Here is a 26,738-nt window from a genome sequence, read left to right on the forward strand (position 1 = left end):
TCGCCGCTATCTCTAGCGGCAATGATTTTTAGCTATAGGAGCAGAATATGATCCGTAAATTAACCCTCGCCTTGATGATGTCGGGCTCGGTGCTCGCGGTGCAGACACCCGCCTTTGCGCAATCAGCCGCGCCCGTTTCGAAATTGGTTGAGGCGGTCAATATTCCGCATGAAAAATTCACGCTCGACAACGGCCTGACCGTTTTGGTGCATGAAGACCGCAAGGCCCCGATTGTGGCCGTGTCGATCTGGTATGGCGTGGGTTCCAAGAACGAGCCAAAGGGTAAAACGGGCTATGCCCATTTGTTTGAACATATCATGTTCAACGGCAGCGAAAATGCGCCGGGCGATTATTTTGAATATACCAAGAAAATCGGCGCGACTGACCTGAACGGAACTACATGGCTGGACCGCACCAATTATTTTCAGACTGTGCCAACCACGGCGTTGGAATCGGCCTTGTTCCTCGAAAGCGACCGTATGGGCTTTTTGCTCAACGCCGTGACGAAGGAAAAGCTGGATAACCAAATCGGCGTTGTTTCGAACGAAAAGCGTCAGGGGGACAATCAGCCTTTTGGCTTGGTTAGTTACAAGCAGTCAGGGACGCTTTTCCCCGTTGGCCATCCATATCATCACAGCACGATTGGTAGCTTGGAAGATCTATCGGCGGCGTCGCTCGATGATATGAAAAATTGGTTCATCGATCATTATGGTCCGAACAATGCCATACTGGTTTTGGCCGGCGACATCAATGCGGCGCAGGCGAAGCCATTGGTGGAAAAATGGTTCGGCAGCATTAAGCGCGGCAAGGACGTTGCGCCTGTTAATGCACCCGTGCCAACGCTCGAAAAAGACGTGAAAATCGTCATGAAGGATAAGGTGCCGACCACGCGCATCTATCGCAACTGGGTTGTGCCCGGTCTTGCTGATCCCGATGCCAATTCGCTGTTCATCGCGATGAGCGCGCTAGGCGGCCTATCGAGCTCGCGTCTCGATAATATTTTGGTGCGTCAGGAACAGAGCGTTGTGGGCGTGTCTGCCTATCTCATTCCCTTCGTGCATGGCAGCTTGGTCAACATTCAAGCTGACGTAAAGCCCGGCGGTGATGCCGATGCGGTGGCGAAGCGTCTGGATGAAATCTTGGCCGATTATATCAAAACCGGCCCGACCGCCGAAGAGGTGCAGCGTGTTGCCGCAAGCAACATTGCCCAGCAAATCGATGGTCTTGAACAAGTCGGTGGCTTTGGCGGCAAGGCCGTCGCTTTGGCCGAAGGCGAACTATATGTTGGGGACTCGTCCTTCTACAAGAAGGAATTGGAGCGTCTTGCTTCTGCAAAGCCAGAAACGGTGAAGGCCGCGATGCAGAAATGGCTGACGCGGCCTGTACTTGAAATTCGCGTCGAACCCGGTGAGCGCGAAGCCTATAAAGAAGTTGCCGCAGGATCAGGCAGCCGCACCGGCACGTTAACGGCACCTGCATTTTACGCGCCTCCAGGTGCCGACGATGTATCGGTATCGGCGCCCGTCGCATTTCAAGATCGCAGCAAATTCCCTGAACCGACAAGCACGCCTGCGCTCGATTTTCCGACAGTGGAAGAAACAACCTTGAGCAATGGCATTAAGGTGTTCTTCGCGCGTCGCGCGGCGGTGCCAACGGTCCGCGTCGCGGTGAGCTTCAATGCGGGCTATGCGGCGGACCCAGCCGATAAGCGCGGCATTGCGTCGATGATGTCGACGATGCTGATGGAAGGCACAACGTCGTTGACCTCGACCCAAATTGCCGAAACCGAAGAGAAATTGGGCGCTGACGTCAGTGTCGGTTCAACACTCGACCGGACGGTTGCGAGCTTGCGCGCGGTCAAGCCCAATCTGGGCCTGTCGCTTGATCTGCTTGCGGACGTTATCAAAAATCCAGCCTTTGCGACCAATGAGTTGGAGCGCGTCCGCGTTCAGCAACTGACCCGGATCAAGGCGGAAAACAACCAACCGCAGGGCATCGCCGTGCGCCGCCTGCCGCCCTTATTATACGGTGCTGCGCATCCTTATGGTGGACCACAGACCGGCAGCGGATATGTAGAGACCGTGGCAACAATCAACCGCGCCGATGTTGCCAATTTCCATCAGTCATGGATGCATCCATCGAAAGCGGAAATCTTTGTTGTGGGCGACACCAGCTTGAAAGAAATCAAGCCCATGCTGGAACAGCGTTTTGGCAAATGGAAGCCCGCAGCTGCGCCCGCGCCAGCAAAGAATTTTGCGGTTGCATTGCCAACACCGGAATCAAAAATTCTGCTGATTGACCGTCCAAATTCCCCGCAATCTTTGGTGCTTGCTGGCCTTGTGCTAGATGCAAAGGGATCGGATGATTTGCTGTCCCTGCGCGCAGCGAACGAAATTTTTGGCGGTGATTTCCTGTCGCGTATTAACATGGACCTGCGTGAAACCAAGGGCTGGTCCTATGGCGTGCGCAGCCAAATCAATGGTGCCGAAGACCGTGTGCCATTTTACATGTTTGCGCCGGTGCAGACCAACCAGACGGGACCATCGGTCAAAGTCTTAATTGACCAATTGAAGGACTTTAACGGCGCCAAGCCAGTGACCGCGGCGGAACTGGAAAAGACCATCAAGGGCAATGTTCTCAAACTGCCCGGCAATTACGAACAATCGTCGGCTGTGCTGGGGCAAATGCAGGCGGATCGCCTGAATCAACGGCCTTTCAATTATGCCGAAACCTTGGCGGACCGGTATAAAGCGCTGACTGCGCAGGGCTTGAATGACGCGATGCGGGTCAAGGTAGATCCATCAAAGATCACTTGGTTGGTTGTGGGCGATGCGGCGAAGGTGAAACCGCAGTTGGAAGCACTGGGATTGCCAATTGAAATGGTGACCGAAGCTGCTAACACCAATGCAAGCAACAATGCTAAATAAGGAGCAAGGATATGGCAGCAGTTGATGGTGATTGGGACGTAACAATCAAAAGCCCAATGGGTGACCAAAAAGCAGTGTTGACCGTCAAAAGCGACGGCGGCAGCTTTTCTGGCCAGATGTCCGGTGGACTGGGTTCCATGGATATTGCCAGCGGCACTGTAGATGGTGATACGTTGAGCTGGGGCATGGACATCACTGTGCCTATGCCTATGCATTTGAACGCAACAGCTACCGTGTCGGGTGATGCCATGACCGGCGAAGTAAAGGCTGGTGCCTTTGGTTCGATGGGCTTGACCGGCACACGCAAGTAAAGGTCGCAGCGCGCGTTTTGCGCTGATACGCGAATGACGGGCCGTCTACCCCACCGGGTAGGCGGCCTTGTTCTATGTAGCGCCAATGCTTATGTTGCTTAAGAACGCGTTTCCTCCGAATCGCGATGATCAAGATCGGAGCCACGTCATGAACCAGCTTGTTCCCCCGTCGCAGTCGCGCATGTCCTTGGTACGTTGGGCGCTGTTTGTGATCCCGACGATCATGTTTCTGGGTTTCCTTTCCGGCACTATGTCCGGCTCAACTGCCGAAAACGCTTGGTATCAAACATTGCTTAAGCCCGAAATCCAGCCGCCGGGTTGGGTATTCGGTGTCGTTTGGCCCACTCTATATCTCATGCTGGGCTTGGCATTTGCGATGGTGTTGAGCGCACGCGGCGCGCGGGATCGCAATAGAGCAATCCTTCTTTTTCTGGCTCAGCTCGTGATCAACTTCGCTTGGTCACCGATATTTTTTGGTGCACATCAAGTGACCGCCGCCTTTTTCATCATTCTCCTCATGCTTGGCGTGGCAATCGCCACGACCTTCGCATTTGCGCGGGTGCGCAAGGCTGCGGCGTGGCTGATGGTGCCCTATTTGGTGTGGATCAGTTTTGCAGCTATTTTGAATTTTCAGATCGATCAGCTTAATCCTGACGCGGAAAGCCTTTACGTTCCGGCTGTAACTTCCCAAATAGGATAATATCGGTCCACCCCCGACCGCAATGGAGTGAATATCATGCAAAGCGAAAAGCGCATTTTTGACGATTTAGCCAAGGTTTTGAACGGCGTTGCCGGAACCGTGGCGGGCATGGGGCGTGAGGCCGAAGCGAGCGTGCGTGAACGCGCGCGCGAATGGGCTGGCGGTCTTGACCTTGTGTCCCGCGAAGAATTTGATGCCGTCAAAACATTGGCGGCCAACGCCCGCGCCGAAGCTGATGCGTTAGGTAAGCGGGTCGCAGCCTTAGAAGCGGCATTGCACGCAAAAGGCGGCGCGGCCCCTGCCAAGGCGAAGCCAGCGACCAAGTCGGCAAAGGGTTCCGCCTAAACTTTTCCACAGTTGGCCCACAGCCTAATGTTGCGCGTCGCCGCAAGGCCCTTGCGTGCGAGTCCGTCAGGGGGCAGACTCGGCTCAACACCACAGGCGCAATCATCATGCACGACGCAGACGAACAATATGAGCAATTCGAGCGCGATGAATCCGCGCCCGTAGACATGCTTGCGGCTTTGTTCGAAGCGCGCGGCTGGTCATTTGAACTGGAAGGTGAAGACGAAATCACCGCTGAATATAAGGGCAGTTGGGCCAGTTATCAGCTCCGCGCTATTTGGCGTGAGGAAGACAATGCGCTTCAACTGATCATATTGCCGGACATCACCGTGCCGACGGACAAGCGGGCGCATGTCTACACGGCGCTTGGCCTTATCAATGAACAATTATGGCTCGGCCATTTCGACATGTGGTCGGCCAATGGCATATTGTTGTTCCGCCATGGCAGCCTGATGGCTTCAAATGGCCTGCTGGGTGTTGACCAAGCGCAAACCATCATTGACGTTGCGATTGACGAATGTGAGCGCTTCTATCCTGTGTTCCAGTTCATCATCTGGGGCGACAAAACACCCGAAGATGCCATCGCTAGCGCCATGATCGAGACGCATGGCGAGGCGTAAACGCGCTTAGGTCCCGACCCTAGTCCGTACGTTTTGCTTTAATCAGATAATGCATATAGCCCATGGCGATGGGCTTATCCCGATCTTCTTGCCATGCCCGTGCCTCAACATTGGCCATGGTTCGGCCAAGGCGCGTGACTTCGCCTATGGCATAGGTCATCTCGTTCACGCCCCCGCGCATGAAATCGACAGTGACATTGACCTGCTTGATGGCAGAATCGCTACCCTTGGCGCGCAAGGCCCGGTGAATAGCGACGATAGCTGCAATCTCGAGCAAGCCAGAAATGGCCCCGCCATGCAAAAAGCCGGGCCGGCCCTGAACACGGTCGGCAAAAGGCATCGCGATAACGGGCGCGCCGTCGATTTCGTCGACAATGCGCATATCAAGCGCGCGGGCATAAGGCGGAAGGGCGAGCAAATCGGTCATGCTATGCGGTCCCCAATGCGAATGAACGTGCCGCTGGCATGGGCCAAGGGTTCGTCTGGATTGCCATTATGGGCAAAGCCACGAACGAAACCGATGCTGTTGGTCAAATGATAGCAAATTCCACGACCATAAACGCGTTCGCCCGATGGCGATGGCCGCAGATAGTCAATCCGCAGGTCCATCGTCACTTGTGGACGGAACTCACCCAGCTTGGTCCAGATTGACATGCTGGTGGCGTTATCCATGAGGCTGATAATCACGGCAGAGGCCAATATGCCCGTGTCGGGGTCCGCAACAAGATCTTCGCGCCAATCAATCGCCAGCTCAACCCAGTCATCGCCATGGCCAACATATTCCATGTCGAGAAATCCGCCATGGCCGAATTTACCCATCATCTTGTTAACCAAGGCAGGGTCAAAGGCCGCGCCCTTTGGCGTGATGCTGCCTAGATCAGGTTTGCCAAATGCCATTTTATTCACTCGCAATTGTTGCAGGAAATGTCGGTGCTAAGCGCGCTTTCGAAAGCTGCTCATAGGCAAAGCCAGCCAGATGTGAAACGTCCGCAAGGGGCAATGGGCATCTCAAGGTCACTTTCCTTCCCCCTTGGCGAGTTCTGTCCCCCGGTCGCGTGCCGCGCGCAGGGTTTGCGTCATCAATCTGTCTAACGCCGTATCTGCGTCCAGCACCGCAAGGCCAGCGGCGGTTGTGCCGCCCGGGCTGGTGACTCGCGCGGCGAGTATTTCGGGTGTTTCGGGTGACGTCGCAGCTAAAATCGCGGCCCCTTCGGTCATGGATATCGCCAGTTGCGCGGCAACCTCTGGTGGTAGCCCCGTTGCTTCCCCGCCTTTGGTTAGCGCATCAATGACGCGGTAGATAAAGGCAGGGCCTGACCCCGCCAGCGCCGTGACCGCATCCATATGGGCTTCGTCGTCTATCCAGATGACCGCCCCCAATGGCGCGAGCCACGTTGCGATGTCTGCTTTGACCAATGCCGTTTCATTGGGCGCAAACACGCCAAGCGGGGACTTGCCGATAGCGGCCGCCAAATTGGGCATCAGCCGGACAATCCGCGCAGTTGGAAAGGCAGCCGACAAAGTCTGCGTTGTTGTGCCCGCAAGTATAGAAATCACCAATGCGCCGGGCGCAAGTAATGGCGCAATGTCGGCGGCGAGCGATGATAGAAGCTGCGGCTTTATACCTAAAATCAGTATATCAAACGGCTGCTGCACCTCTTGGGCCGACCGCGACACCGTAACACCCGCGGGCAGGTCATTGGCGGCAGGGTCGACCACATGGAAACTGTCCGGCGATACGCCAGCCGCAAGCCAGCCGCGTAGCATCGCGCTGCCCATATTGCCGCAGCCGTAGAAACAGATTTTCGATGGAAAAGCAGACAAATGGACGACCTTGATACTGTTCAAGCCAACCTCATGCCCTATCCTTGCGTGAACGGCAACCGCAGGAACAGCGATAAGCCCTCTGGCGCGGGCATGGGTGGCGGGCTTGCATGGCGCACCGCATCCGCGCGGGCGCGATTAAGGATCGCAGATGGGACATTCGCATCATGAAAAACATGGTCGGCCTCACCCAATAAACGCGCGGTCAGCAAGGTCAGGTCATCGGGATTATCCGACAATAACGTAATTTCGATGATGCGGTCGCTTTTGGGTTCGTCGGCGACTTTCAACCAATGCGCGACCGTGTCGGGCGTGTGATTGCCAAATGGGTCGAGCAGGCCACCTGCGGCAAAGCCCTGATCCAGCGCGCGGCGGCGCTGTGGCCCCGCTGGCCAGCGGTCACGAATGGCGGTGCGCGCAGCCGAAATTGCATTGGCAAGGGGCCCCAAAGTTTCGGGCAACAAGGTTTCAATCCGCTGACGAATGGCCTTTGCCATTCCCGCCGAGGCGCCGCCGGTCCCAACCGCCACCAAAACAGGCGCTCGATCTACAATGGCTGGCGTGGTGAAATCGCAGATTTCAGGCCGATCCACGACATTGACGAGCAAACCGCGCGCTTTCAATGCATCGGCGGCGGCGCAGGCTTCGTCTTCTTCGGCGATGGCGACAAACGCGATACGTGCGTCCGTGTCACCCGCATCAACACATATACCGCCTGCGCGTTCGATCAGCCGCCGTTTGGCATCCGCCATTTCGCCTTCGCCGACCAAAATGACATTCCGGTCTTTCAAATTCACAAAAATCGGCAGCTGGTCCAAAGCGCGTTCCTATTTCAGCCAGTCGGGCACATGCTCCGCCGCCAATATCGTTGCAGGCGCAATCCGTTCCGCGACAACCGCGAATTTTTCGCCATCGACGAGGACTTCGGGTACCAATCCACGGCTATTATAGGTGCTTGCCATCGTTGCACCATAAGCGCCAGCGGTCCGGAAAATAGCCAGATCATTGGGGGCAACGGGGTCAATGTTGCGGCCCATAGCGAAGGTATCGCCGGTTTCGCAGACGGGGCCAACAATGTTGGCCATCATCTTTTGCCCATTTGGCACAACCGCCTCAAAATCATGCCAAGCATCATAGAGTGCTGGACGGGCGAGGTCGTTCATCGCAGCGTCAACAATCACGAACGGCGCTTTACCCGCGCCAGGCTTCACGCGAATGACCCGCGTCAGCAAGACGCCCGCATTGCCCGCGATCACGCGGCCGGGTTCGAACATTAACCGCACGCCCCAATCCTTGGTCACGCGCGCCACCATCGCGCCATATGCGGCAGGCTCCGGCGGATTGTCACCGTCACGGTAACGCACGCCAAGGCCGCCGCCTAAGTCGACATGCGTGACCTCATGTCCTGCGCCACGCAATTCCTGCAGCAATATGCCCACTTTTTGGAAAGCGGTTTCAAGCGGCTCGAGGCTCGTCAACTGGCTGCCGATATGCAGGGCGACACCGCGCATGTGTAGATGCGGCAAAGTGCTTAGCCGTGCGTAAATGCCCGGCGCGCGGTCAATGCCGACACCAAATTTATTGTCCGCTTTGCCCGTTGAAATCTTGCCATGCGTGCCTGCGTCCACATCAGGATTGATACGCAACACAGCCTGCGCCGTTAGGCCAAGCGCAGCGGCCAGTGCCGCCAGCTCCACGCCTTCTTCTTCCGATTCAATGTTGAACTGGCCAATGCCCACCTTCAAGGCGCGGGTCATTTCTTCGGCAGTTTTACCAACGCCGGAAAAGACAATATCTTCAGCGGCCATGCCAGCGGCCAGTGCGCGGTCCATTTCGCCGCCTGACACGACATCGGCGCCATAGCCCTGCCGCGCCAAAATTTTTAATACGGCGAGGTTCGGGTTCGATTTTACCGCAAAGGCCAAATGCGGATTATCCAGTCCAGACAAAGCCGCCCGAAACACCTGCGCATGTCGTTCGAATGTGGCCCGTGAATAGACATAGACGGGCGTACCAACGGCATCCGCGATATCGGCCAAAGGCACATTTTCGGCGTGCAATACGCCATCGATAAGGTGAAAATGGTTCATAGAAATTTATTCGGGCTCAGTTTTGGCAGCTGGCGTTTGCGCTTCGGGGTTTAACGGTTTGGGTTTCTCCCCCGGCGCAATGTCAAAGGGATCATCCTCGCGCCGTTCCGAACGTTTCAACAATTCATCGGTACGCCCGGGACGCGCCTGCACCGATGGTGTCGTTAACACGCCCGCGCTTTGCTCGGCTGTCTGGCCATAGGCCTTTGGCGGCAAGGCATTGCCCGAACGGGGTTCAAGGTCGCCGACTTTGCCGCATGCCGTGGCCGCAAGAGCGATAATGGTCACACACAGGATGCGTTGCAATGTCATGCCTCAAGTTCCTTTTTTGCCGCCGCTATTGCTTCTTGCACGCGCACGGGCGCGGTACCGCCCGCGCTGGTGCGGCTGGCGACAGAACCATCAATCGATAGGTCAGGCAAAATACAGCCTGCGAGCATGGGGTTGATCGCGGCAAGGTCGTCAGCGCTAATATCCGACAGGCCAATACCGCGCGCTTCGCACGCCTTCACAACGCTTCCGGTTACATGATGCGCCTCCCGGAAGGGCATGGCAAATGCGCGCACGAGCCAGTCGGCCAAATCGGTTGCGGTTGAAAATCCGGTGTCTGCGACTTCCCGCATGCGCGGCGTATTGAACGTCACATTGGCGACCATCCCCGTCATCGCCGCAATGGATAAAGCGAGCAGGTCATACGCTTCAAACACCGGTGGCTTGTCGTCCTGCATATCCTTGGAATAGGCCAAGGGCAGGCCCTTCATGGTGATCATCAGGCTGTTCATGCAACCCATGATCCGCCCAGCATGGCCACGCACCAGCTCGGCCGCGTCAGGGTTGCGCTTTTGCGGCATGATTGAGCTGCCCGTTGACCAGGCATCGGGCAACGCGATGAAGCCAAAGGGCTGCGATGCCCATAAAATCATTTCTTCGGCGAGACGCGATAAATGCAAGGCGGTCTGAGCCGCCGCCGTCAGGAACTCCAAAGCGAAGTCACGGTCGGATACAGCGTCCAAGCTGTTGCCCATTGGACCATCAAAGCCAAGTGCAGCGGCGGTGGCGGCGCGATCAATGGGGAAAGATGTGCCCGCCAAGGCGGCAGCCCCCAAAGGCGAGAGATTCAGGCGGCTGCGACAATCGGCAAAGCGGCTACGGTCGCGTTTTGCCATTTCATAATAAGCCATCAAATGATGACCCAGCGTCACCGGCTGCGCCACTTGCAAATGGGTGAAGCCCGGCATGATGCTGCCGACATGTTCTTCGGCGCGGGCAACGAGCGCCAATTGAAACGCGCGCAGGCCAGCGTCGATTTCTTGTGTCGCATTGCGCACCCATAGACGGAAATCGGTCGCCACCTGATCATTACGGGATCGGGCGGTGTGCAGGCGCGCGGCAGGTTCGCCAATAAGCGTCCGCAGGCGGGTTTCTGTGACCATGTGAATATCTTCAAGCGTCAGATCAACAGGCACGCCATTGGCTTGATATTCGGCGTGGACCGCGTCGAGCCCCTTTTGGATGGCGGCATTGTCCGCATTGGAAATGATACCGTTCGCGGCCAACATATCGGCATGCGCTTTGCTGCCCGCGATATCCTCTTGCCAAAGACGCTTGTCGAATGGGATGGAGGCATTTATCTCGCGCATAATTGCGCCGGGGCCTTCGCCGAACCGGCCGCCCCACATGCTATTGGAATCCGACATGCGCTTTGTAATTGCCCTAATCCTTCTGGTGTTAACGGGATGCGATAAAGAAACCCCAGCCGAGGGGCAAGCGCAACCCGCATCTGCCGAAAACTCTGCTGCCGCAGGTAAGGCGGATATCATATTGGAAAGTGCACATGGCGCGCGCGCCACGCTCAGTTACAAATTTGCAGGCCAAAAGGCGCCTACCGCGCCCTTTGCGGACGCCAATGGACAGGATGTGACTTTAGCAGATTTTGAAGGCAAGCCGTTGTTGCTCAACATTTGGGCGACCTGGTGCGCCCCCTGTAAGGCCGAAATGCCGACCTTGGATGCGCTGGCAAAGCTGGAAAAGGACCGGATGGCAGTGATTGCGGTATCCCAAGATCTTGAAGGACGCGCGCCCGTCTTGGCCTTTTTCAAAGAGACTAAGGTCAAGAATCTGGTGCCCTATACCGATGCTGACAACGCGATTTTGACCGCATTCAACAACGCCATCGCGCTGCCCACGACCATATTATACGATAGCGCAGGCAAAGAGGTCTGGCGGATTGCGGGCGGTGTCGAATGGGATGACGCCGAAATGGCAAAGCTGTTGCGCGCTGCAGATTGATGCGTGGTTGCGCCGATGAGCTAAAAAATGGTGCGGCCAAGAAGACTCGAACTTCCACGGGCTTTCGCCCACAACGACCTCAACGTTGCGCGTCTACCAATTCCGCCATGGCCGCACGCGCCTAGACAGGTAGGAGGCGGCCCCTAGCAAAGCGTGTCGGTAGGCGCAACAGGCATTATCGTTTCGGTGATGCCAAGGCGTCTCGTGTTGAACTTACTGCAGCACAACGCGGTCGACGCCATATTTGCGCATTTTCTCAATCAAGGTGGTGCGCTTTAGCGTCAACAAGCGCGCAGCCTCAGATATGACGCCATCGGCGTGGCCCAAAGCGGTTTGGATACGCTCCAATTCAATCCCTTCAATTTGCGCCTTAAGGTCAATAGGCGCGTCCCATGTTTCCGGCTGGGGCGGCGCTGCATCGGGCACTGGCGCGGCACGTGGCTTTATATTCATCCGTGGGGCAGCGCGGCCAAGCAATTGGTCCACAGCAAAGGCATCAATGGTCTCGCCATGGAATAATACATTTGCGCGCTCTACGATGTTACGCAGTTCTCGAACATTGCCGGGCCAATCATGCGCCTGCAGCTGCACGATAGCGGAATAGTCAAAATGGCAATGCTCTGCTTTATGTTTGCCGCGCTGAAAATGCGCAATCAATTGGGGTATGTCCTCGGCACGTTCGGCGAGCGTTGGCACATGCAACAGGACGACGCCCAAGCGAAAATATAAATCCTGCCGGAAACGTCCGTCGGCAATCGCCTGCTCAAGATTTTGATGCGTTGCCGAAATGATGCGGACATCCACGGGCAATGCGCTGTTGCCGCCGACGCGCGATACCAAGCCATCTTCCAGAACGCGCAGAAGCTTAACCTGCATGTCGAAACGCATGTCGCCAATTTCGTCCAAAAACAGCGTGCCCTTATGCGCATTTTCAAAATGGCCAATGCGCCGCGCCTGTGCGCCGGTAAATGCGCCGCGTTCATGTCCGAACAATTCGGATTCAATCAACTCAGCGGGAATAGCGCCACAGTTCAGCGCGACATAAGCTTTGGTTGCCCGAAGGCCGGCCGCATGAATGGCGCGGGCGACAACCTCTTTGCCTGACCCCGACGCGCCGCAGATCATCACGGACGCAGACGCGTTCGCCACGCGTCGAACCATATCCCGCAACAGACGCATAGGCGCGCTATCGCCAATCAAATATTCTTCAATCGCGATCGGCTTGGCGATTACCGCCGTGTCGACGCACATATGCGAGGTCATTAAAATTTTCCCAACAAAATAAGGTCTTGGGAGCTAAATTGGGCAATAAAGTAAACAGATGGTTAACAAGCTGCGCAGAAATTCGATTCTGTTCCGATATGGGTTGCAGTTGCTATCTCACTGATTTTCTTTACAAAACTTTACATCCAATTTGGGATGCTATCTGCCTTCTGAAACCGTCCGCCAACCCAGCGTCAGCGACATGCGTCGGTTGCGCGAATCATAGGGATTTTTGGGGAAAAGGGGTTCTCGATCAGCTACGCCTTCGATGCGCAAAAATTGCGAATCTGAAATTCCTGACCGGACCAAATGGGCTCTCGTGGCCTCTGCGCGGGCGGATGAGAGCTGCCAGTTGTTAATACCTAAGCGTGCGGACACAGGTTGCGCATCGGTATGCCCACGAATGATCAGGCCATTTGGTAGCCCGCGCAGGGTTTCGGCGACTTGGGCCAAAAGATTAAGGGCATCGGGGGTCAAGATGTCAGTTCCCGATATGAACATGGCAAAATTGGCGTCGTCGATCAGGTCAATACGCATGCCCTCGCGTGTTTCAGTAATCCGCAGGCTTTGCGCAAAGCGCTTCATCGATTTGTCCGAATTGACTTTCCTGACCAGCTTGTCGCGTACGGCCTTAAAATTGGTTTTATCTTGGCCAAGTCCAGTCGCCTCTTTTGGGCCACCGGTTGCATCACGAGGAATAGACATGCTGCGTGTCCCTGTCTGGCCAGCACGATTTGGGTAATTGTCGACTGAGGTAATGGAATCGCCACCAAAAAAGCCTGTGGAACCCGCCGTATCCTGTTTACTCGCCACCAATGTCGGCGCGAAATAGTCCGCCAACGCTTTGCGCTGTTTCTCGGTCGTGGCGCCCAAAAGCCACATTAAAAGGAAGAATGCCATCATCGCCGTGACGAAGTCGGCATAGGCTACCTTCCAAGCGCCGCCATGATGCGCCGAATGCGGTGCTTCATATATTTTTTTGACAATGACCGGACGGATAGGCGCGGCTGGTTTCGGCATTACCGACCTCGCATCCCGTCAAAGACCTCAGCAAAGCTTGGCTGATTGGAATGTTCAATACCCGAACGGGCGGCCTCGATAACCAATGGCTGCGGATGGCCGTGCAGCGACGCGATGATCATTTGTTTGACGACATGATAAATAGCGGCATCGGCCTCAATGACTTGGCGCGCGCGGTTGGCAAAGGGTCCAACCAGTCCATATGCCAGTAACACGCCCAAAAATGTACCTACCAAGGCAGACCCGATCATGCCGCCAAGGATGGCAGGTGGTTTGTCGATAGAGCCCATGGTTTTAACAACGCCCAACACCGCCGCCACAATGCCCAGCGCTGGAAGCGCATCGGCAAGGCCCTGCAAGCCGTCGGCTGGCTTGATATTGTGGTGATGGTGGTTCTTGATGGCATTATCCATCACTTCTTCGACCGCATGTGGATCAAGCGTGCCGGAGGATACAACGACAAGCCGCAAGGTGTCGCAGATCAAATGAATGAGCGTCTTATCTTTCAGCAATTTTGGATATTCGCTAAAGATTATCGAATTGTCGGGGTCTTCGATATGGGGTTCAATCGCGACTGGCCCATCGATTTTCATCATTTTCATCAGTTTTGCGACCAAGAAGATGCAGTCGAGATAATCCTGCTTTCCATATTGGGGGCCATTAAACACCTTCATCAGGCTGGCCCAAAGCGACTTTAGGTCATTGACCGAATTGCCGATGATTAAGGCACCCGCACAGGCGCCGCCAATGATGAGCATTTCGGCCGGTAAGGCTTTCATCACCGGTGCCAAATTGCCGCCGGTAATTGCAAAGCCGCCAAACACCATGACGAGCAAAACAATGATACCGATGATGGCTAACATGGAAAATCTGGCCTCTGCGTGGAACTGTCGGCTGGTTAAACGGCTGGGCCCAGAGATTATTGCGGCAATTTAAGCAAGAAAATCCATTAAAGTCCGTCGGTTGATGCGCGCAAATGCACCCTGTGCGGCTTCAAGCGTCAATGTCATACTGTTCAGCTCAGCAATGGCTGTACTCAGGTCGGTGTCGGCAAGCTTAGAAAGTTCTTCGCTCAGCGTGATTTCCCGCTGCGTTGCATATTCCTGTAATCGGTCGAGCCGCGCCGCATTGATGCCGATTTCCGCTTGCGCATCGGCGGCATGGTTCACCGCCCCGCTCAGCGCCGTTAACGCTGCACCTATTAAGGGCATGTCGCCTGCCGCAATGGCGCTGGCTGCGTCCCGCATGATGTGCGTTATCGCGATGCCACCCGTTTCGAAAATGGCCTGACGGGGGGGCACGGGTGCGAAGGCGATGGCGTCGTCAAAGCGGATGGGGTTCGCATTGCCGTCTGGAAATAATGCCTCGCCAAGCGGAGACTTCACCGCCGCCATGGCCTCAATTTCATCGGCCATAGACACTATTTCACGCGACATGGTCGTGCGGTCAGACGCGCTCAGGCCGGCGCTTGCCGCAGAAATAGTAAGCTCACGCGTGCGTGCCAAAAGGTCGGACAAATTACGCAACTGCCCGTCGGCTTGCGCTGCAAGGCTGATTCCCAAGCTAATGTTGCGCGCGCGCGCGCTGTCATTGGTCTGTGTGCGGGTCAGGTCTGTTATGCGCGCTGCCGCCCCGGGATCATCGGATGCGCGTTGCAGACGCTTGCCGGAGGATATTTGCGTTTGCTTTGCGGCAATTTGCGCCGCCAGACGCGCTTGGCGGCTGACCTCTTGCGTCATGCGGCTTCCGGTTCCGTTAATCATCGCCTTGGCTTTCAGAAGATGTTGAGCATGGTTTGCATGGTTTCCCGTGCGACCTGAATTGTGCGGGCGGCCGCCTCATAAGCTTGTTGAAACCGCAGAAGATCTGCAGCTTCGCGGTCCAGGTCGACGGCGCCAACGGCATCGCGTGCGGCAAACGCACCGTCGCGCCGTCCGCTGGCGGCGGCCTCCTGCGCGCGGACGGCGGATGTTATCTGCGCCTGCTGTGTGATGAAGGCGCTGATATCCTGTTCAATACCGCTGCTCGCGCGGACGGCGTTGAAGGCCAGAATATTGCCGTTGCTGCCCGTGGCGTTCGCGGTCGCAACCTCTGCGATGGCCAGCGCGGTTGCCGTCAATTCGGCGGCGGAACCGTTATAATTCAATAATGGCTTTCCAGGCGCGCCATTGGCGTCGACGCCTGTCTGATGTGCGCTATTCAGCGTCGTACCAAATTGTGCCGCAAGCGCATCCAGTGCCGTATGTTGGCCGGATATATGGGCGGCGCCATCGGCCAAGCCCGCCAGCCGACCCGAGGCGGGTATTAGTAAAGTTGCTGGAGCAATGCCGAAAGACAAAAGCCCGCCTGTGGACACACCCAGCGTCACAGTGGCGACATTATCCCCTTCGACCAATGGATCGCCAGCAGAGGTGCGGACGATGGCGGCATTGTTCGCATCATAACCGACATCAATGTCGATTGCGGTGGCGATGTTCCCGACAAGGCGATCCCGTTCGTCGAGCAAGCTTGCTTCATTGCTTGACCCAGCGCGCGCGCGGCGCAGGCCGTCATTGACTCGCGAAAGCGCCGATAAGTCGGTGTTGAGTTGGTCCACGGCGCTACGCGCTTCCATCGCAACACCATTTGCGGCGGAACTTAATGCATCGGCCGTTTGCCGAAATGCACTGGCGCTGTCGTCGACATTGTTGAGAAATTGACGTCGTAAAGTGGCATCATTCGGATTGGCGCTGAGCTGATCTGCGGTTGCAAAAATCGCGGTTACGGTGGCGCTGATATCATTGCCGCCATTGCCAAGCGCGTTTTCGGTTGCGGATATCCAGTTCAGACGGGCTGACTGTCGCGCAGCCTCGCCCGAGGCGATGCGCGCATCATCGATCAGCCATTGGTCAAACTCGCGCGTGACACCCGCGGCGCTGACGCCGCCCGGGCGGAGATTGTTGCGCGATAGGCCCATATCTCTGGCGGCGGGAGATTCTTCTAACCGCACCGTCCGCCGAACATAGCCATCGGTTTGGGCGTTGGCGATGTTATCACCCACAACCGAGAGCGCGCGGCCATAAGCCTTGACGCCCGAAGCACCGATGGCGAGTAAGTCGCTCATCGTGCGGCCTTAAGTTGTTTTTCGACCAGATCGGCAATGCCGAATTGCCGCAATGCCGATATGCTATCGGCCACGCGCGCATCGGCCATTTCACGAAAATTGTCGGTGGCGCTTGAACCCATGATATCGTCGGCAAGCTTTGCCTTGCGCATGCTCGCCATCATCTGGCGGAGCATGACGGCTTCGAACGCTTCGGCAGCTTTGCGCAATTCTGGGTCAGGTTTTTGCGCGGCAATGGTCGGGGCGCTGATGGGTTTAAGCGTCATCATATGACCACCAGCTCCGCGCTCAACGCACCTGCCTGTGACAAGGCTTCCAATATGGCGACCAGATCGCCGGGTGAAACATTCAACCGGTTGATGGCTTTGACGATTTCGGAAAGCGACGCACCCTTATCCCATAGATATGCAGGGTTTCGTGTTTCTTCGACGCTAATTTCGCTGGATTGCTCAACCATGGTCTGGCCCGCGCTCAAGGGCGCAGGTTGCACCACCATCGGGTTCTCGTCGACACGGACGGTCAATGTGCCATGGCTGACGGCGGCAGGGCCAACGCGCACTGCGCCGTTTATGACGACTGTACCTGTCCGTGCATTGACGATAACGCGGGCAGGCGGTGCGGTGCGCTTAATCTCAATATTTTCGATGATGCCCATCAAACGAATGCGTGCTTCGCCGCCCACGGGCGTGTTGATGCGGATTGATGCGCCATCCATCGCGGCGGCCGTTCCTGCACCCAATTTCTTGTTAATTGCGTCTGCGACCAAACCTGCATTGCTGATGTCAAATTGCGCCAGATTGAATATCAAGCTTTCGGATTGCGCAAAGCCCGTGTCGACGGCGCGCTCCACCGACGCACCGCCGCTGATGCGGCCCGCCGACGGAATATTGACCGACAGTTTGGAACCATCGGCCGCATCGACGCCAAGCCCGCCAACCACCAAATTGCCCTGCGCCATCGCGTAAATTTCGCCATCCGCGCCATAAAGCGGGGCCATAATCAGCGTCCCGCCGCGTAAGGATTTGGCCTTGCCCAGGGCGGATACGGTAATGTCCAGCCGTTGCCCGGGTTTGGCGAAGGGCGGAAGCTCCGCTGTGATCATCACCGCGGCGGCATTTTTGAGCGCGGGGTTAATGCCAGCCGGTAAGTTGATGCCAAAGCGCGATACCGCGCCTTTCACGCCTTGGGTGGCGTAATCCAGGCTATCATCACCCGTGCCAGCTAGGCCGACCACGATGCCATAGCCCGTCAACTGGTTGGTGCGCAGCCCTTGAAACTGACCAATATCCTTAATGCGCTCCGCATAAGCCGGCGGCGCAAACAGCAAGGCAAGGCAAAGCAAGAGCGCGCGCATCAGAAGGGGCTCATTTTGGAAAAGAAACGTTGCAGCCAGCCCTGTTGGCTTGCACGGGCAATTTCGCCTTTGCCCGTGTAGAAGATACGCGCGGCGGCCACGCGTGTCGAAAGCACGCGATTATCGATGCTGATGTCGGCAGGGCGGACGATTCCGGTAAATTGCACATTTTCGTCGCCGCGGTTGAGCGTCAAAGCCTTTTCACCCTTCACCAGCATATTGCCATTGGGATAGACAGACGCGACGGTCACGCTCAATTCTCCGAACAGGGCGTTGGACTGGGCCGTTTCGCCTTTGCCGTTAAACGACTGATCGCCGCTTATGTTTACATCGCCGGCATTGAAGAAGCTCAATGGCCCGCTGACGGGCGGACTAAGACCAATACTGCCATTGCGGCCAGTGGTCGCACTGGTGCTTTTTGTGGCGCTGGTGCGTTCGACCAAAGTGATGGTGATGATGTCACCAACGCGGCTGGCCCGCGCGCCGGATGTGAGCGGGCTGTAATGGCCGATCTGGAAAATCGCACCATTGGACGACGCAGGCGATGGCGCGGCGGGCAAAGTCGGGCCGTAATCGGGTTCAGCCGCTTTGTTCTTTTTGGCCTCGGCGCTTATGGGCAGCGCCAGCAAGGCCAGCAGAATAAGGTTAAAGCGTCTGCGTGGCATTGCGCATCATCTCATCAGTCGCTTGGATCATCTTGGAATTGACCTCATACGCGCGCTGGGTTTCGATCATGTCGACCAATTCTTCGACGACATTGACGTTGCTGGCTTCCAATGCGCCAGAGCGCAGGCCGCCGCGTCCTTCTTCGCCCGCTGCGCCAATTTGCGGAGCACCGGATGCAGGGGTTTCGAGCAACAGATTATTGCCAATGGATTGCAGCCCTGCCGCATTTGTGAACCGCGCAAGTTCAAGCCGTCCGACCTGCGTCTGTTCGGACTGGCCTGCCACTTGCACAGAAACCGTGCCATCGGCGCCGACCGATATGGCGGTTGCGTCTTGTGGGATTTGGATTTGCGGCTGAACGGGCATGCCGTCACTGGTGACCAACGTGCCTTCGGCGGACAGGCTAAAGTCCCCCGCCCGAGTAAACGCATTGCGGCCATCGGGCATTTGTATTTGAAAATAGCCAGCGCCTTCGATCGCGAGATCAAGGCTGTTGCCCGTGTTGGTCAGCGTCCCTTGCGTATCAATACGCGCAGTGCCGTTGATTTGAACGCCCGTGCCAAGATTGGTGCCAATGGCATATTGGTTTTCCGCCGAAGACGCCGCACCCGCCACCGTCCTGGCTTGATAGGCCAAGGTTTCAAAACTCGCACGGTCGCGTTTAAAGCCAACGGTGTTCACATTCGCCAGATTGTTGGCGATGACCTGCATCCGCATATTTTGCGCATCAAGGCCCGTACGGGCGACGTGGAGGGCTCCATTAGACATCAGACTTCATCCTTTTCGGGCAGGTTTATTGGGTAAGCGACATGAGGTCGGCGGTCGCCGCATCCATGTCGCGTGCGTCGTTCAGCATTTTCAATTGCGTGTCCCATGACCGGCTGGCCTCAATCATTTCGACCAAGGCTTCGGTCGCACTGACGTTGGAACTTTCAAGGCTTCGCGTGATGACACGCGCATCGGGATCGGCCGGCAAAGTGCCGCCGCCGCGCACGCGGAACAGGCCGTCATTGCCCTTCACCACGTCGGAACCTGTTGGGCTAACCAACAATATTTGGTCCAATTGCTGCGGCTGTGTTGCATCGCCGCCCACGGGCACGATCCAGACGCGGCCTTGATCGTCGATGTTGATGGCGTCCGACGGCGGCAAGGTCAGTGGGCCCTGTGTGCCCTGCACAGGACGACCATCGCCTGTGGTCAGCAATCCTGTAGACGACAGCATCAGGTCGCCCCGCCGCGTGTAACCTATTTCACCATTTTCGGCTTGCACCGCCAACATGCCATCACCCGACAATGCGATGTCCAAATCGCGGCCTGTGGCGACCACGGTACCTGCCTTCATATCGGCGGCCTGCACCGCTTCGGATGCAAAAGCGCGGCTATTGAGTTGCTGGCCTTCGAGCCATAACGATTGTGCCTCGGCGAGATCGGCGCGGAAACCGGGGGTGTTGGCATTGGCCAGATTGTGCGCGATGGCCGTCTGCCGGGCCATGGAGCCGCGCATAGCGGTCAGGCTGGTATAAATAAGACGGTCCATCGTTCAGTCCTTACCGAATAGACACAATGGCTTGGGTCATGTTCGACGCGGTTTCGATGGCCTTTGCATTGGCCTGAAAATTGCGTTGCGCGGAAATCAAGGCGACCAATTCCTCGGTCACATCGACATTGGCGCGTTCCAATGCACCAGAACGGACGGAGCCTAAGGGGCCATTGGTGGGCGAATCAATGGCTGGTTGTCCGCTCTCACCCGTGGATTGCCAGTGCGCGTCACCAATAGGGCGAAGCCCCTCTTGCGCGGTAAAGCTTGCCATAGCAATTTTGCCCAGCATTTGGTCGGAACCATCGGCATAAGTGGCGGTGACAAGCCCATCAATGCCGATGGACACGTTGATGAGGGAGACATTCGGGTTGGTGGGTGAGGCGGTGGGCAGAACGAAGTTCGTCGCGCTGGCAATTGTTGCCGACGTCACATTGCCATTTGCATCCACCGGCAGCAATTGCAGTGTCGACCCAATTGTATCGACGACCTGGCGGTTGGTATTGACCTGAAACGCGCCATTACGTGTGTATGTAACCGCCGCGCGCGGCGGCTCACCGCGGGTTACGAAAAATCCTTCACCGGCAATGGCAAGGTCAAGCGTCTTGTCCGTTGCCTCCAGCGTGCCTTGCGTGAATTGCTGCACCACAGCGTTCAGGCGACTACCTTGCCCGGCCTGTGTTTTAGAACTTTGCGTCGGCGATCCTGCAAACACATCGCTGAATTGGGCGCGGCTTTTTTTAAAGCCTGCCGAGCCGACATTGGCGAGGTTGTTGGATATGACCGATAAATCCGTCTGTGCGCCCTTTAGGCCCGATAATGAGGTGAAAAATGACATGTCTATGCTCCCGCAGGTTTAGGTGTGGACGCGGCTTTGATGTCCGCCAGTAAAGCGGTCTGCGCGCTGATTTGTTCGGAGATGGATTTCAACGCGACATTCATTTCCGAAATGCCCGCAACGCTTGAAAATTGCGCCATTTGCGCAACCATCGCTTGGTTATCGACAGGGCTGAATGGGTCTTGCGCCTTCAACTGCGTTGTCATCAGCCGTAGGAAATCGGTTTGGCCCAATTTCTTTTCGGCCATGTCCTTTGACAAAACGGGCAGGTTTTTAGAATTTACTGGGGCTATGCTGGTCATGATTATGCCTTTCATTGGCCGAGGCGTAAGGTTTCGCTGATCAGGCCTTTTGCGGTGGCAAGGACCTGCACATTATTTTGATATTGGCGGGAGATTTCGAGCATCTCGACCATTTCGGCGGTGCTATCGACGGCCGCTTCCCAGACATTGCCGTCTTGGTCAGCCAGCGGATGATTGGGGTCATTGCGTTTGACGGGCGTCGCCTTGCTGGTATCGATGCGTTCAACCTGAACGGTCGCCTGACCTGCCTCCCCCATCACGGTGCGGAACACAGGTTTCATCGCGCGAAAGGCCTTGGCCTCGCTGCCCGATACTGTTCCCGCATTGGCAAGGTTGGTGGCTGATGTGTTCAGCCGGATAAGCTGCGCCGCCATGGCGCGGCCGCTAATGTCAAAAATGGAAAGTCCGTCGGCCATTTTCATTCCCCTTTCAGCGCGCGGGTGAGTGTGCCGATGCGGCCTTGGAGAAAGGACAGGCTGGAACGATAGGCCAGCGCATTTTCGGCAAAGGCGGTTTGCTCAGTCGCCATTTCAACGGTGTTGCCATCCAATGATGCCTGCAGCGGCACACGATAAAGCATTGCGCTTTCGGTCGACTGGCTATTTTCGGCGAGCCGGAGCGCCGAAGAAAAATCAATGTCGCGCGCTTTATATCCTGGCGTCGACGCATTGGCGATGTTCGAGCCGAGAATAGATAATCTTTGCTCACGCAGTTTCAGCGCGGTGGCATGAATTCCAAATATGTTATCCAAGGCCGGCATGGCCATTCCTTTCGTAGCAGCATCACGCCTGTGGGCGCGAACGAAAGGGATATTGCAATGGCTGTGCCAGTTTTAGAAAAACAACATAAAATCAATATATTATATTGAAATGACATGTACCTGACAGGCCCATGTCAAAATTCCGACGCGGCTTAATCGCGTCGCAGCAGGAACACCGCATGTTCCGCGAGGAGATTGGCAAGGCGTTCATTGCGCGGCTTGTCACCCGACAAAAACCATTGCCCCTCGATGCGAATATCGCGCTCGGCCAAAAAACTGCGAAAATCGTCGATGGTCACATGGTGAATGTTGGGCGTGTCATACCAACTGTGGGGAAGCTGCTCCGTCACAGGCATGCGTCCGCCAAACATATGGGCCAAACGCATGCGCCATTGTGCGAAATTGGGGAAGGAGACAAAAGCCTGCCGTCCAATCCGCACCAGATGATCCAACACGAGATCCGGCCTTTTGGTGGTCTGCAACGTCTGGCTTAAAATCGCATAGTCAAAGCTACCGTCGGGATAATCGGCCAAATCCGTATCGGCGTCGCCTTGCACCACCGAAAGGCCGCGTGCGACCGCGGTCGCAACATCGCGCGTATCTAGCTCCATTCCCCGCGCGTCGGCGTGCTTGGTGTCGCGCAATGCCGCCATCAACAGGCCATCGCCACAGCCGACATCCAAGATGCGGGCATGGGGGCGCACTTCGCGGGCGATAATCGCAAGGTCGGAGCGTAACGTGGTCACCGGCTTTCCCCCGCACGCAAAAAGCCGTCTACAATGCGGTTCATTTCGGGCGCTTCCAACAAAAATGCGTCATGGCCAAAGGGGCTGGACAGTTCCACAAAACTCGCTGCCGCGCCTGCGGCGTTCAGGGCATGCACAATGCGCCGCGATTCCGCCGTTGGATATAACCAGTCGCTGTCAAAACTGATGAGGCAAAAACGCGTTTTGGTGCCTGAAAATGCCTTGGCAAGCACGCCGTCATGCGGCTCAGCCAGATCGAAATAGTCCATCGCGCGTGTTATATAGAGATAGCTGTTGGCATCAAAGCGGTCGACGAAGCTAAGGCCCTGGTGACGCAAATAGCTTTCGACCTGAAAATCGGCATCAAAGCCAAAGCTTTTGGCATCGCGATTTTGCAAACGACGACCGAATTTCTCCGTCAGGCCCGCTTCCGACAAATAAGTGATGTGCGCCGCCATGCGGGCAACGGCAAGGCCAGCAGCCGGCGCCTCATGCCCATAATAAGCGCCATTGTTCCAGCTTGGGTCCGCCATAATTGCTTGACGCCCAACCTCGTGAAAGGCGATGTTCTGTGCCGAATGCCGCGCGGTGGATGCAATGATGACTGCTGAGCGGACACGTTCGGGGTAGAGGGCAGCCCAGCTTAATGCTTGCATTCCGCCCATGGATCCGCCCACCACGGCCTCCAATGTTTCGATGCCCAAATGGTTCAGCAAAAGCGCCTGCGCACGAACCATGTCGGCGATCGTGATAACGGGAAAACCCATCGCATAGGGCGCGCCTGTGACCGGATCGATGCTGGCGGGGCCAGATGATCCCATGCAGCTGCCCAGAACATTTATGCTAATGATGCAATGGCGCGCGGGGTCGATGGGTTTGCCGGGGCCAACCATCCGCGTCCACCAGCCTGCCTTGCCAGTAACGGGGTGGTTCGACGCCACATATTGGTCACCGGTCAGCGCGTGGCAAATCAGGATGGCGTTGGATTTGTCGGCGTTCAGCGTACCATAAGTTTCATAGGCAAAGTCGACAGGCGCAAATGCAACGCCGCTGTCGAGCTGCACTGGCCCAGGCAACTGTGTCTTTTTATCCAGACCGAAACGCGTATCATTCTGCATGAGGAACGCCATATCAGCGGTTTCGTGCGAAACAACAGAAACTCGCAAAAGAAGTGTTAGGGTCGGGACCACTTAAATATTTAATAGGTCCTGACACCAGCGCGTTGGCGACACGTTGCGCTTCGCCGCTGCCGCCGCTATGGCCGCGGGCATGAACACACCCATAGCCAAACCATGGATTGAAGCGATCAGCGCCTATACACCCGGCAAAGCAAAGTCGGACGATGGCCGCGTGCTGATTAAATTATCGGCGAACGAAAACCCGTTGGGGTGCAGCCCTGCGGCTGCGACAGCGCTGGTGGACAAAAGCACGTCTTTGGCCCGCTATCCTGACCCGGCTTGCACTGCTTTGCGTGAAGCATTGGGCGCGGCCTATGAGATTGATAGCGATCAAATCGTCTGCGGCACGGGTTCGGATGAGCTGCTGAACCTCATTGCCATGGGCTATGCGGGCGCAGGCGATGATATCATTTATGTCCGTTATGGTTTCTCGGTCTATGACATTGCGGCTCGCAAAGCGGCAGCCAATGTGATTGTCGCGCCGGACAAGGATTATGGTACCGATGTCGATGCGTTGCTCGCTTTGGTGACCGATAAAACACGCGTGGTTTTTGTGGCGAACCCCAATAATCCTACGGGCACATATACCGATGACGCCGAAATTGCGCGGCTGCATGCGGGCTTGCCCGGAAATTGCGTTCTGGTGCTGGATCAGGCTTATGGCGAATATCTGGAAGATGACGGTCCCGCCGCATTGGAACTGGCACGCCGCCATGACAATGTCCTGATCACGCGGACTTTCTCAAAAATTTACGGCCTTGCGGCAGAACGCATTGGCTGGTGCTATGGCCATGCGGGCCTGATCGCGACGCTCAACCGCGTGCGTGCGCCATTTAATGTGACAGCCGCAGGACAGGCGGCTGCGATTGCTGCACTTGCGGACACAGATTTCGTGACGCGCAGCCGTCAGCATAATGCCATATGGCGTGACTGGATGGTCACAGAATTTGCGGCCTTGTCCAACCATGGATTGAAGGTCATTCCATCCTGGGGCAATTTCCTGATGGTCTTGTTTGAAGGCACCTGCAGCGCAGAAACCGCATATCATGCGTTAATGGCCGAAGGCTATATCGTCCGCTGGTTGCCTGGGCAGGGGCTGGGCAATGGCTTGCGGATCACCATCGGCACGGAAGATGAAAATCGCGGTGTCATGTCGGCCTTGCGTCAGATTTTAGACGCGAACGCATAATGTTACCCTTTGCGCGCCTCACAATCATTGGCCTTGGGCTTATTGGCTCGTCGGTGGCGCGCGGGGTCAGGGCGCAGATGCCAGCGGTGCGTATTACGGGGCATGATGCCGACCCGGCTGTACGCAAACGTGCGGTTGCGTTGGGTATCTGCGATGATGTGACCGACACCTCGGGCGCGGCGGTGCTGGACGCGGACCTCGTCATTTTGTGCGTACCTGTTGGCGCGATGGGCGCGGTAGCGGCGGAGTTCGCGGCAGACCTGCCTGCCGATGCGATTGTGAGTGACGTGGGTTCGTGCAAGCAAAGCGTGGCAGAGGCGCTTTCTGCGGTGCTGCCGGACGCGATCATCATTCCGGCCCATCCCGTAGCGGGTACCGAAAAAAGTGGTCCCGACGCTGGTTTTTCCACCTTATTCAAGGGCCGTTGGTGCATATTAACGCCGCCTGAAAATGCGCCTGAAGTTGCTATTGAGCGCCTGCGCATTTTTTGGCAGCAGCTTGGCGCTGATGTCGAACTTATGGATGCGCGCCATCATGACATGGTTCTTGCCGTCACCAGCCATTTGCCGCATTTGATTGCCTATACCATCGTTGGCACAGCTGATGATTTGGAAGGCGTGACACAAAGCGAAGTGATTAAATATTCCGCCGGTGGTTTTCGCGATTTTACCCGTATCGCCGCGTCCGACCCCGTCATGTGGCGCGATGTGTTCTTGTCTAACAAGGACGCCGTCTTGGAAATGCTGCAGCGTTTTTCCGAAGATTTAAGCGCGCTGCAACGCGCGATCCGGTACGGCAAAGGCGATGAGCTTGAGTCATTATTTGCCCGCACCCGCAATATCCGGCGGTCGATTGTTGAACAGGGGCAGGATGATGATGCGCCTGATTTCGGACGCAAGCATTAGGGTCAGGACCACATAAATACACCTTCGCGGTATGCGGCCATTTTGACGCCGCGAAGGTGTATTTATGTGGCCCTGACCCTAAACGTTCAATGCATTAATGGCCGCATGCACGCGCGCCTCAATTTCCGCGCGTGGCAGGCCCGTCGGAAGCTCTTCGCCCACTTTATATGTTATCGTTCCTGATTTCCAGATGCCGGCCTTGCGCGGGCTTAACGTGCCACTGTTCACCGCAATCGGGACAACGGGTAGGTTGATAAGTTTATACAGTCCCGCAAAGCCCGACTGCAATGGTGGTTGGCTGCCAGGGGCAACGCGGGTGCCCTCGGGGAAGATTACGATTGGCCGTCCATCGGCAATCATTTTTTTGGCCAGAATGAGCATGGACCGTAACGCTGCCGCGCCGCCATTGCGGTCCACAGGAATCATACCATAGGCCCGTGCGGCTGGGCCCCATAACGGAATGTCGAACAGCTCCTTTTTCGTGACCACTGCGGGTTTACGAAACATACGGGGCATGTCGATGGTCTCAAACATGCTTTCATGCTTGATGGCATAGAGCACCGGTTTTTGCGGCAATTCGCCCTCAATCTTGATGTCGATACCCAATATCCGGCGGTAGCAAGCATATTGCCATCGCGACCAGCCACGCACGGCCCATTGCATCAACGGGATAGAGAACCATTGCGCGAAGAATGCGGTCACCACGAAAAACACCGATATGGTGTAGAATAGCAGGATATACACAGCAGACCGGATGACTGCCATCATGGC

General features: G+C 56.4%; 32 protein-coding genes and 1 tRNA gene. 8 read left to right on the forward strand and 25 right to left on the reverse strand.

The genetic code is table 11. The features are described 5' to 3' along the window. Positions 1–47: 47 nt before the first annotated feature. The 5 genes from D7D48_RS00870 to D7D48_RS00890 all read left to right on the forward strand — a co-directional run bounded on the left by D7D48_RS00870 (position 48) and on the right by D7D48_RS00890 (position 4,903). Positions 48–2,927 (forward strand): M16 family metallopeptidase, encoded by a 2,880-nt coding sequence (locus tag D7D48_RS00870; RefSeq protein WP_125229502.1) that lies wholly within the window; start codon positions 48–50, stop codon positions 2,925–2,927. Positions 2,928–2,938: 11 nt separating this feature from the next. Further along, a complete protein-coding gene (locus D7D48_RS00875) occupies positions 2,939–3,238 on the forward strand; it encodes a hypothetical protein (protein WP_125229503.1) in 300 nt (99 codons plus the stop codon). 148 nt (positions 3,239–3,386) lie between these two features. Beyond that, on the forward strand, positions 3,387–3,938 hold the full coding sequence (locus D7D48_RS00880; RefSeq protein ID WP_125229504.1) for a TspO/MBR family protein: 552 nt from the start codon (positions 3,387–3,389) through the stop codon (positions 3,936–3,938). Between the two features lie 36 nt (positions 3,939–3,974). Then, positions 3,975–4,283, forward strand: a complete 309-nt coding sequence (locus D7D48_RS00885; RefSeq protein ID WP_125229505.1) for an accessory factor UbiK family protein — start codon at positions 3,975–3,977, stop codon at positions 4,281–4,283. Between the two features lie 107 nt (positions 4,284–4,390). Continuing rightward, positions 4,391–4,903 carry a type III secretion system chaperone family protein gene (locus D7D48_RS00890; protein ID WP_125229506.1) on the forward strand — a complete coding sequence of 171 codons (513 nt, stop codon included), beginning with the start codon at positions 4,391–4,393 and terminating at the stop codon, positions 4,901–4,903. Positions 4,904–4,922: 19 nt separating this feature from the next. Here the strand turns inward: D7D48_RS00890 and D7D48_RS00895 are convergent, their stop codons facing one another. The 7 genes from D7D48_RS00895 to argH all read right to left on the reverse strand — a co-directional run bounded on the left by D7D48_RS00895 (position 4,923) and on the right by argH (position 10,514). After that, positions 4,923–5,330: a PaaI family thioesterase gene (locus D7D48_RS00895; RefSeq protein WP_125229507.1), complete on the reverse strand. Its 408-nt coding sequence runs from the start codon at positions 5,328–5,330 to the stop codon at positions 4,923–4,925. Then, complete coding sequence (locus D7D48_RS00900; RefSeq protein WP_125229508.1) at positions 5,327–5,800, reverse strand: PaaI family thioesterase; 474 nt, start codon at positions 5,798–5,800, stop codon at positions 5,327–5,329. Before D7D48_RS00900 ends, D7D48_RS00895 begins: the two co-directional genes overlap by 4 nt. 117 nt (positions 5,801–5,917) lie before the next feature. Beyond that, entirely contained in the window at positions 5,918–6,751 is an 834-nt protein-coding gene (proC, locus tag D7D48_RS00905) for a pyrroline-5-carboxylate reductase (protein ID WP_245964290.1), read from the reverse strand. A gap of 14 nt (positions 6,752–6,765) precedes the next feature. Then, positions 6,766–7,545: a precorrin-2 dehydrogenase/sirohydrochlorin ferrochelatase family protein gene (locus D7D48_RS00910; protein WP_185739741.1), complete on the reverse strand. Its 780-nt coding sequence runs from the start codon at positions 7,543–7,545 to the stop codon at positions 6,766–6,768. 9 nt (positions 7,546–7,554) lie between these two features. Then, positions 7,555–8,817: a diaminopimelate decarboxylase gene (gene lysA / locus D7D48_RS00915; RefSeq protein ID WP_125229509.1), complete on the reverse strand. Its 1,263-nt coding sequence runs from the start codon at positions 8,815–8,817 to the stop codon at positions 7,555–7,557. 6 nt (positions 8,818–8,823) lie between these two features. Next, entirely contained in the window at positions 8,824–9,129 is a 306-nt protein-coding gene (locus D7D48_RS00920; protein ID WP_125229510.1) for a hypothetical protein, read from the reverse strand. Further along, positions 9,126–10,514 (reverse strand): argininosuccinate lyase, encoded by a 1,389-nt coding sequence (argH, locus tag D7D48_RS00925; RefSeq protein WP_245964291.1) that lies wholly within the window; start codon positions 10,512–10,514, stop codon positions 9,126–9,128. The genes D7D48_RS00920 and argH overlap by 4 nt, the downstream gene beginning before the upstream one ends. On the opposite strand from argH, the gene D7D48_RS00930 reads away from it, so the two are divergent. Continuing rightward, the gene (locus D7D48_RS00930; protein ID WP_245964292.1) at positions 10,513–11,106 is read left to right on the forward strand and encodes a TlpA family protein disulfide reductase; all 594 of its coding nucleotides are present in this window, start codon (positions 10,513–10,515) and stop codon (positions 11,104–11,106) included. The genes argH and D7D48_RS00930 overlap by 2 nt on opposite strands. Before the next feature lie 28 nt (positions 11,107–11,134). On the opposite strand, the gene D7D48_RS00935 is transcribed toward D7D48_RS00930, so the two are convergent. The 17 genes from D7D48_RS00935 to metX form a co-directional block, all read right to left on the reverse strand. Then, positions 11,135–11,221 (reverse strand) — tRNA-Leu (locus D7D48_RS00935). Between the two features lie 98 nt (positions 11,222–11,319). Further along, on the reverse strand, positions 11,320–12,369 hold the full coding sequence (locus D7D48_RS00940) for a sigma-54 interaction domain-containing protein (protein WP_245964293.1): 1,050 nt from the start codon (positions 12,367–12,369) through the stop codon (positions 11,320–11,322). A gap of 159 nt (positions 12,370–12,528) precedes the next feature. Then, positions 12,529–13,389 (reverse strand): flagellar motor protein MotB, encoded by an 861-nt coding sequence (locus D7D48_RS00945; protein WP_125229512.1) that lies wholly within the window; start codon positions 13,387–13,389, stop codon positions 12,529–12,531. Continuing rightward, complete coding sequence (gene motA / locus D7D48_RS00950) at positions 13,389–14,252, reverse strand: flagellar motor stator protein MotA (RefSeq protein ID WP_125229513.1); 864 nt, start codon at positions 14,250–14,252, stop codon at positions 13,389–13,391. The genes D7D48_RS00945 and motA overlap by 1 nt, the downstream gene beginning before the upstream one ends. 69 nt (positions 14,253–14,321) lie before the next feature. Beyond that, on the reverse strand, positions 14,322–15,152 hold the full coding sequence (locus D7D48_RS00955; RefSeq protein WP_125229514.1) for a flagellin: 831 nt from the start codon (positions 15,150–15,152) through the stop codon (positions 14,322–14,324). Between the two features lie 11 nt (positions 15,153–15,163). Continuing rightward, positions 15,164–16,492, reverse strand: a complete 1,329-nt coding sequence (gene flgK, locus D7D48_RS00960) for a flagellar hook-associated protein FlgK (protein ID WP_125229515.1) — start codon at positions 16,490–16,492, stop codon at positions 15,164–15,166. Further along, complete coding sequence (locus D7D48_RS00965) at positions 16,489–16,761, reverse strand: rod-binding protein (RefSeq protein WP_245964294.1); 273 nt, start codon at positions 16,759–16,761, stop codon at positions 16,489–16,491. Before D7D48_RS00965 ends, flgK begins: the two co-directional genes overlap by 4 nt. Further along, entirely contained in the window at positions 16,758–17,846 is a 1,089-nt protein-coding gene (locus tag D7D48_RS00970) for a flagellar basal body P-ring protein FlgI (RefSeq protein ID WP_125229516.1), read from the reverse strand. The genes D7D48_RS00965 and D7D48_RS00970 overlap by 4 nt, the downstream gene beginning before the upstream one ends. Further along, positions 17,846–18,511 carry a flagellar basal body L-ring protein FlgH gene (locus D7D48_RS00975; RefSeq protein WP_125229517.1) on the reverse strand — a complete coding sequence of 222 codons (666 nt, stop codon included), beginning with the start codon at positions 18,509–18,511 and terminating at the stop codon, positions 17,846–17,848. The genes D7D48_RS00970 and D7D48_RS00975 overlap by 1 nt, the downstream gene beginning before the upstream one ends. After that, positions 18,492–19,280, reverse strand: a complete 789-nt coding sequence (gene flgG, locus D7D48_RS00980; RefSeq protein WP_125229518.1) for a flagellar basal-body rod protein FlgG — start codon at positions 19,278–19,280, stop codon at positions 18,492–18,494. Before flgG ends, D7D48_RS00975 begins: the two co-directional genes overlap by 20 nt. A 25-nt stretch (positions 19,281–19,305) precedes the next feature. Then, positions 19,306–20,049, reverse strand: coding sequence for a flagellar basal body rod protein FlgF (locus tag D7D48_RS00985; RefSeq protein ID WP_125229519.1), 744 nt, complete (start codon positions 20,047–20,049; stop codon positions 19,306–19,308). A gap of 10 nt (positions 20,050–20,059) precedes the next feature. Next, positions 20,060–20,887 carry a flagellar hook-basal body complex protein gene (locus tag D7D48_RS00990; RefSeq protein ID WP_125229520.1) on the reverse strand — a complete coding sequence of 276 codons (828 nt, stop codon included), beginning with the start codon at positions 20,885–20,887 and terminating at the stop codon, positions 20,060–20,062. Between the two features lie 2 nt (positions 20,888–20,889). Further along, the gene (locus D7D48_RS00995) at positions 20,890–21,189 is read right to left on the reverse strand and encodes a flagellar hook assembly protein FlgD (RefSeq protein ID WP_125229521.1); all 300 of its coding nucleotides are present in this window, start codon (positions 21,187–21,189) and stop codon (positions 20,890–20,892) included. 11 nt (positions 21,190–21,200) lie between these two features. After that, positions 21,201–21,605 (reverse strand): flagellar basal body rod protein FlgC, encoded by a 405-nt coding sequence (flgC, locus tag D7D48_RS01000; RefSeq protein WP_125229522.1) that lies wholly within the window; start codon positions 21,603–21,605, stop codon positions 21,201–21,203. A 2-nt stretch (positions 21,606–21,607) separates the two neighbouring features. Then, on the reverse strand, positions 21,608–21,949 hold the full coding sequence (locus D7D48_RS01005; RefSeq protein ID WP_125229523.1) for a flagellar basal body rod protein FlgB: 342 nt from the start codon (positions 21,947–21,949) through the stop codon (positions 21,608–21,610). A gap of 152 nt (positions 21,950–22,101) precedes the next feature. Further along, a complete protein-coding gene (gene metW / locus D7D48_RS01010; protein WP_125229524.1) occupies positions 22,102–22,695 on the reverse strand; it encodes a methionine biosynthesis protein MetW in 594 nt (197 codons plus the stop codon). Next, the gene (gene metX / locus D7D48_RS01015) at positions 22,692–23,813 is read right to left on the reverse strand and encodes a homoserine O-acetyltransferase MetX (RefSeq protein ID WP_425452499.1); all 1,122 of its coding nucleotides are present in this window, start codon (positions 23,811–23,813) and stop codon (positions 22,692–22,694) included. Before metX ends, metW begins: the two co-directional genes overlap by 4 nt. Before the next feature lie 151 nt (positions 23,814–23,964). On the opposite strand from metX, the gene hisC reads away from it, so the two are divergent. Both hisC and D7D48_RS01025 read left to right on the forward strand, forming a co-directional pair. Then, positions 23,965–25,062, forward strand: a complete 1,098-nt coding sequence (gene hisC / locus D7D48_RS01020; protein WP_125229526.1) for a histidinol-phosphate transaminase — start codon at positions 23,965–23,967, stop codon at positions 25,060–25,062. After that, positions 25,062–25,967, forward strand: coding sequence for a prephenate/arogenate dehydrogenase family protein (locus D7D48_RS01025; RefSeq protein WP_125229527.1), 906 nt, complete (start codon positions 25,062–25,064; stop codon positions 25,965–25,967). Before hisC ends, D7D48_RS01025 begins: the two co-directional genes overlap by 1 nt. A gap of 78 nt (positions 25,968–26,045) precedes the next feature. On the opposite strand, the gene D7D48_RS01030 is transcribed toward D7D48_RS01025, so the two are convergent. Beyond that, positions 26,046–26,735: a lysophospholipid acyltransferase family protein gene (locus D7D48_RS01030; protein WP_125229528.1), complete on the reverse strand. Its 690-nt coding sequence runs from the start codon at positions 26,733–26,735 to the stop codon at positions 26,046–26,048. Between the last annotated feature and the right edge of the window lie 3 nt (positions 26,736–26,738).

Source organism: Sphingorhabdus wooponensis, from assembly GCF_003933235.1.
GTDB classification, from domain to species: domain Bacteria; phylum Pseudomonadota; class Alphaproteobacteria; order Sphingomonadales; family Sphingomonadaceae; genus Sphingorhabdus_B; species Sphingorhabdus_B wooponensis.

Bases quoted from the DNA above. Each gene is read 5' to 3' on its own strand.
- D7D48_RS00900 (WP_125229508.1), bottom strand. From the start codon at position 5,800: ATGGCATTTGGCAAACCTGATCTAGGCAGCATCACGCCAAAGGGCGCG.
- D7D48_RS00930 (WP_245964292.1), top strand. From the start codon at position 10,513: ATGCGCTTTGTAATTGCCCTAATCCTTCTGGTGTTAACGGGATGCGAT.
- D7D48_RS00920 (WP_125229510.1), bottom strand. From the start codon at position 9,129: ATGACATTGCAACGCATCCTGTGTGTGACCATTATCGCTCTTGCGGCC.
- motA (WP_125229513.1), bottom strand. From the start codon at position 14,252: ATGTTAGCCATCATCGGTATCATTGTTTTGCTCGTCATGGTGTTTGGC.
- flgG (WP_125229518.1), bottom strand. From the start codon at position 19,280: ATGTCTAATGGAGCCCTCCACGTCGCCCGTACGGGCCTTGATGCGCAA.
- argH (WP_245964291.1), bottom strand. From the start codon at position 10,514: ATGTCGGATTCCAATAGCATGTGGGGCGGCCGGTTCGGCGAAGGCCCC.
- metX (WP_425452499.1), bottom strand. From the start codon at position 23,813: ATGCAGAATGATACGCGTTTCGGTCTGGATAAAAAGACACAGTTGCCT.
- D7D48_RS00975 (WP_125229517.1), bottom strand. From the start codon at position 18,511: ATGCCACGCAGACGCTTTAACCTTATTCTGCTGGCCTTGCTGGCGCTG.
- D7D48_RS00970 (WP_125229516.1), bottom strand. From the start codon at position 17,846: ATGCGCGCGCTCTTGCTTTGCCTTGCCTTGCTGTTTGCGCCGCCGGCT.
- D7D48_RS00875 (WP_125229503.1), top strand. From the start codon at position 2,939: ATGGCAGCAGTTGATGGTGATTGGGACGTAACAATCAAAAGCCCAATG.
- D7D48_RS00990 (WP_125229520.1), bottom strand. From the start codon at position 20,887: ATGTCATTTTTCACCTCATTATCGGGCCTAAAGGGCGCACAGACGGAT.
- D7D48_RS00985 (WP_125229519.1), bottom strand. From the start codon at position 20,049: ATGGACCGTCTTATTTATACCAGCCTGACCGCTATGCGCGGCTCCATG.
- D7D48_RS01005 (WP_125229523.1), bottom strand. From the start codon at position 21,949: ATGCCGGCCTTGGATAACATATTTGGAATTCATGCCACCGCGCTGAAA.
- D7D48_RS00885 (WP_125229505.1), top strand. From the start codon at position 3,975: ATGCAAAGCGAAAAGCGCATTTTTGACGATTTAGCCAAGGTTTTGAAC.
- D7D48_RS00870 (WP_125229502.1), top strand. From the start codon at position 48: ATGATCCGTAAATTAACCCTCGCCTTGATGATGTCGGGCTCGGTGCTC.
- flgC (WP_125229522.1), bottom strand. From the start codon at position 21,605: ATGGCCGACGGACTTTCCATTTTTGACATTAGCGGCCGCGCCATGGCG.
- D7D48_RS00945 (WP_125229512.1), bottom strand. From the start codon at position 13,389: ATGCCGAAACCAGCCGCGCCTATCCGTCCGGTCATTGTCAAAAAAATA.
- D7D48_RS00895 (WP_125229507.1), bottom strand. From the start codon at position 5,330: ATGACCGATTTGCTCGCCCTTCCGCCTTATGCCCGCGCGCTTGATATG.
- D7D48_RS01025 (WP_125229527.1), top strand. From the start codon at position 25,062: ATGTTACCCTTTGCGCGCCTCACAATCATTGGCCTTGGGCTTATTGGC.
- D7D48_RS00955 (WP_125229514.1), bottom strand. From the start codon at position 15,152: ATGATTAACGGAACCGGAAGCCGCATGACGCAAGAGGTCAGCCGCCAA.
- D7D48_RS00965 (WP_245964294.1), bottom strand. From the start codon at position 16,761: ATGATGACGCTTAAACCCATCAGCGCCCCGACCATTGCCGCGCAAAAA.
- D7D48_RS00940 (WP_245964293.1), bottom strand. From the start codon at position 12,369: ATGACCTCGCATATGTGCGTCGACACGGCGGTAATCGCCAAGCCGATC.
- flgK (WP_125229515.1), bottom strand. From the start codon at position 16,492: ATGAGCGACTTACTCGCCATCGGTGCTTCGGGCGTCAAGGCTTATGGC.
- D7D48_RS00880 (WP_125229504.1), top strand. From the start codon at position 3,387: ATGAACCAGCTTGTTCCCCCGTCGCAGTCGCGCATGTCCTTGGTACGT.
- D7D48_RS01030 (WP_125229528.1), bottom strand. From the start codon at position 26,735: ATGATGGCAGTCATCCGGTCTGCTGTGTATATCCTGCTATTCTACACC.
- D7D48_RS00995 (WP_125229521.1), bottom strand. From the start codon at position 21,189: ATGACCAGCATAGCCCCAGTAAATTCTAAAAACCTGCCCGTTTTGTCA.
- lysA (WP_125229509.1), bottom strand. From the start codon at position 8,817: ATGAACCATTTTCACCTTATCGATGGCGTATTGCACGCCGAAAATGTG.
- hisC (WP_125229526.1), top strand. From the start codon at position 23,965: ATGAACACACCCATAGCCAAACCATGGATTGAAGCGATCAGCGCCTAT.
- D7D48_RS00890 (WP_125229506.1), top strand. From the start codon at position 4,391: ATGCACGACGCAGACGAACAATATGAGCAATTCGAGCGCGATGAATCC.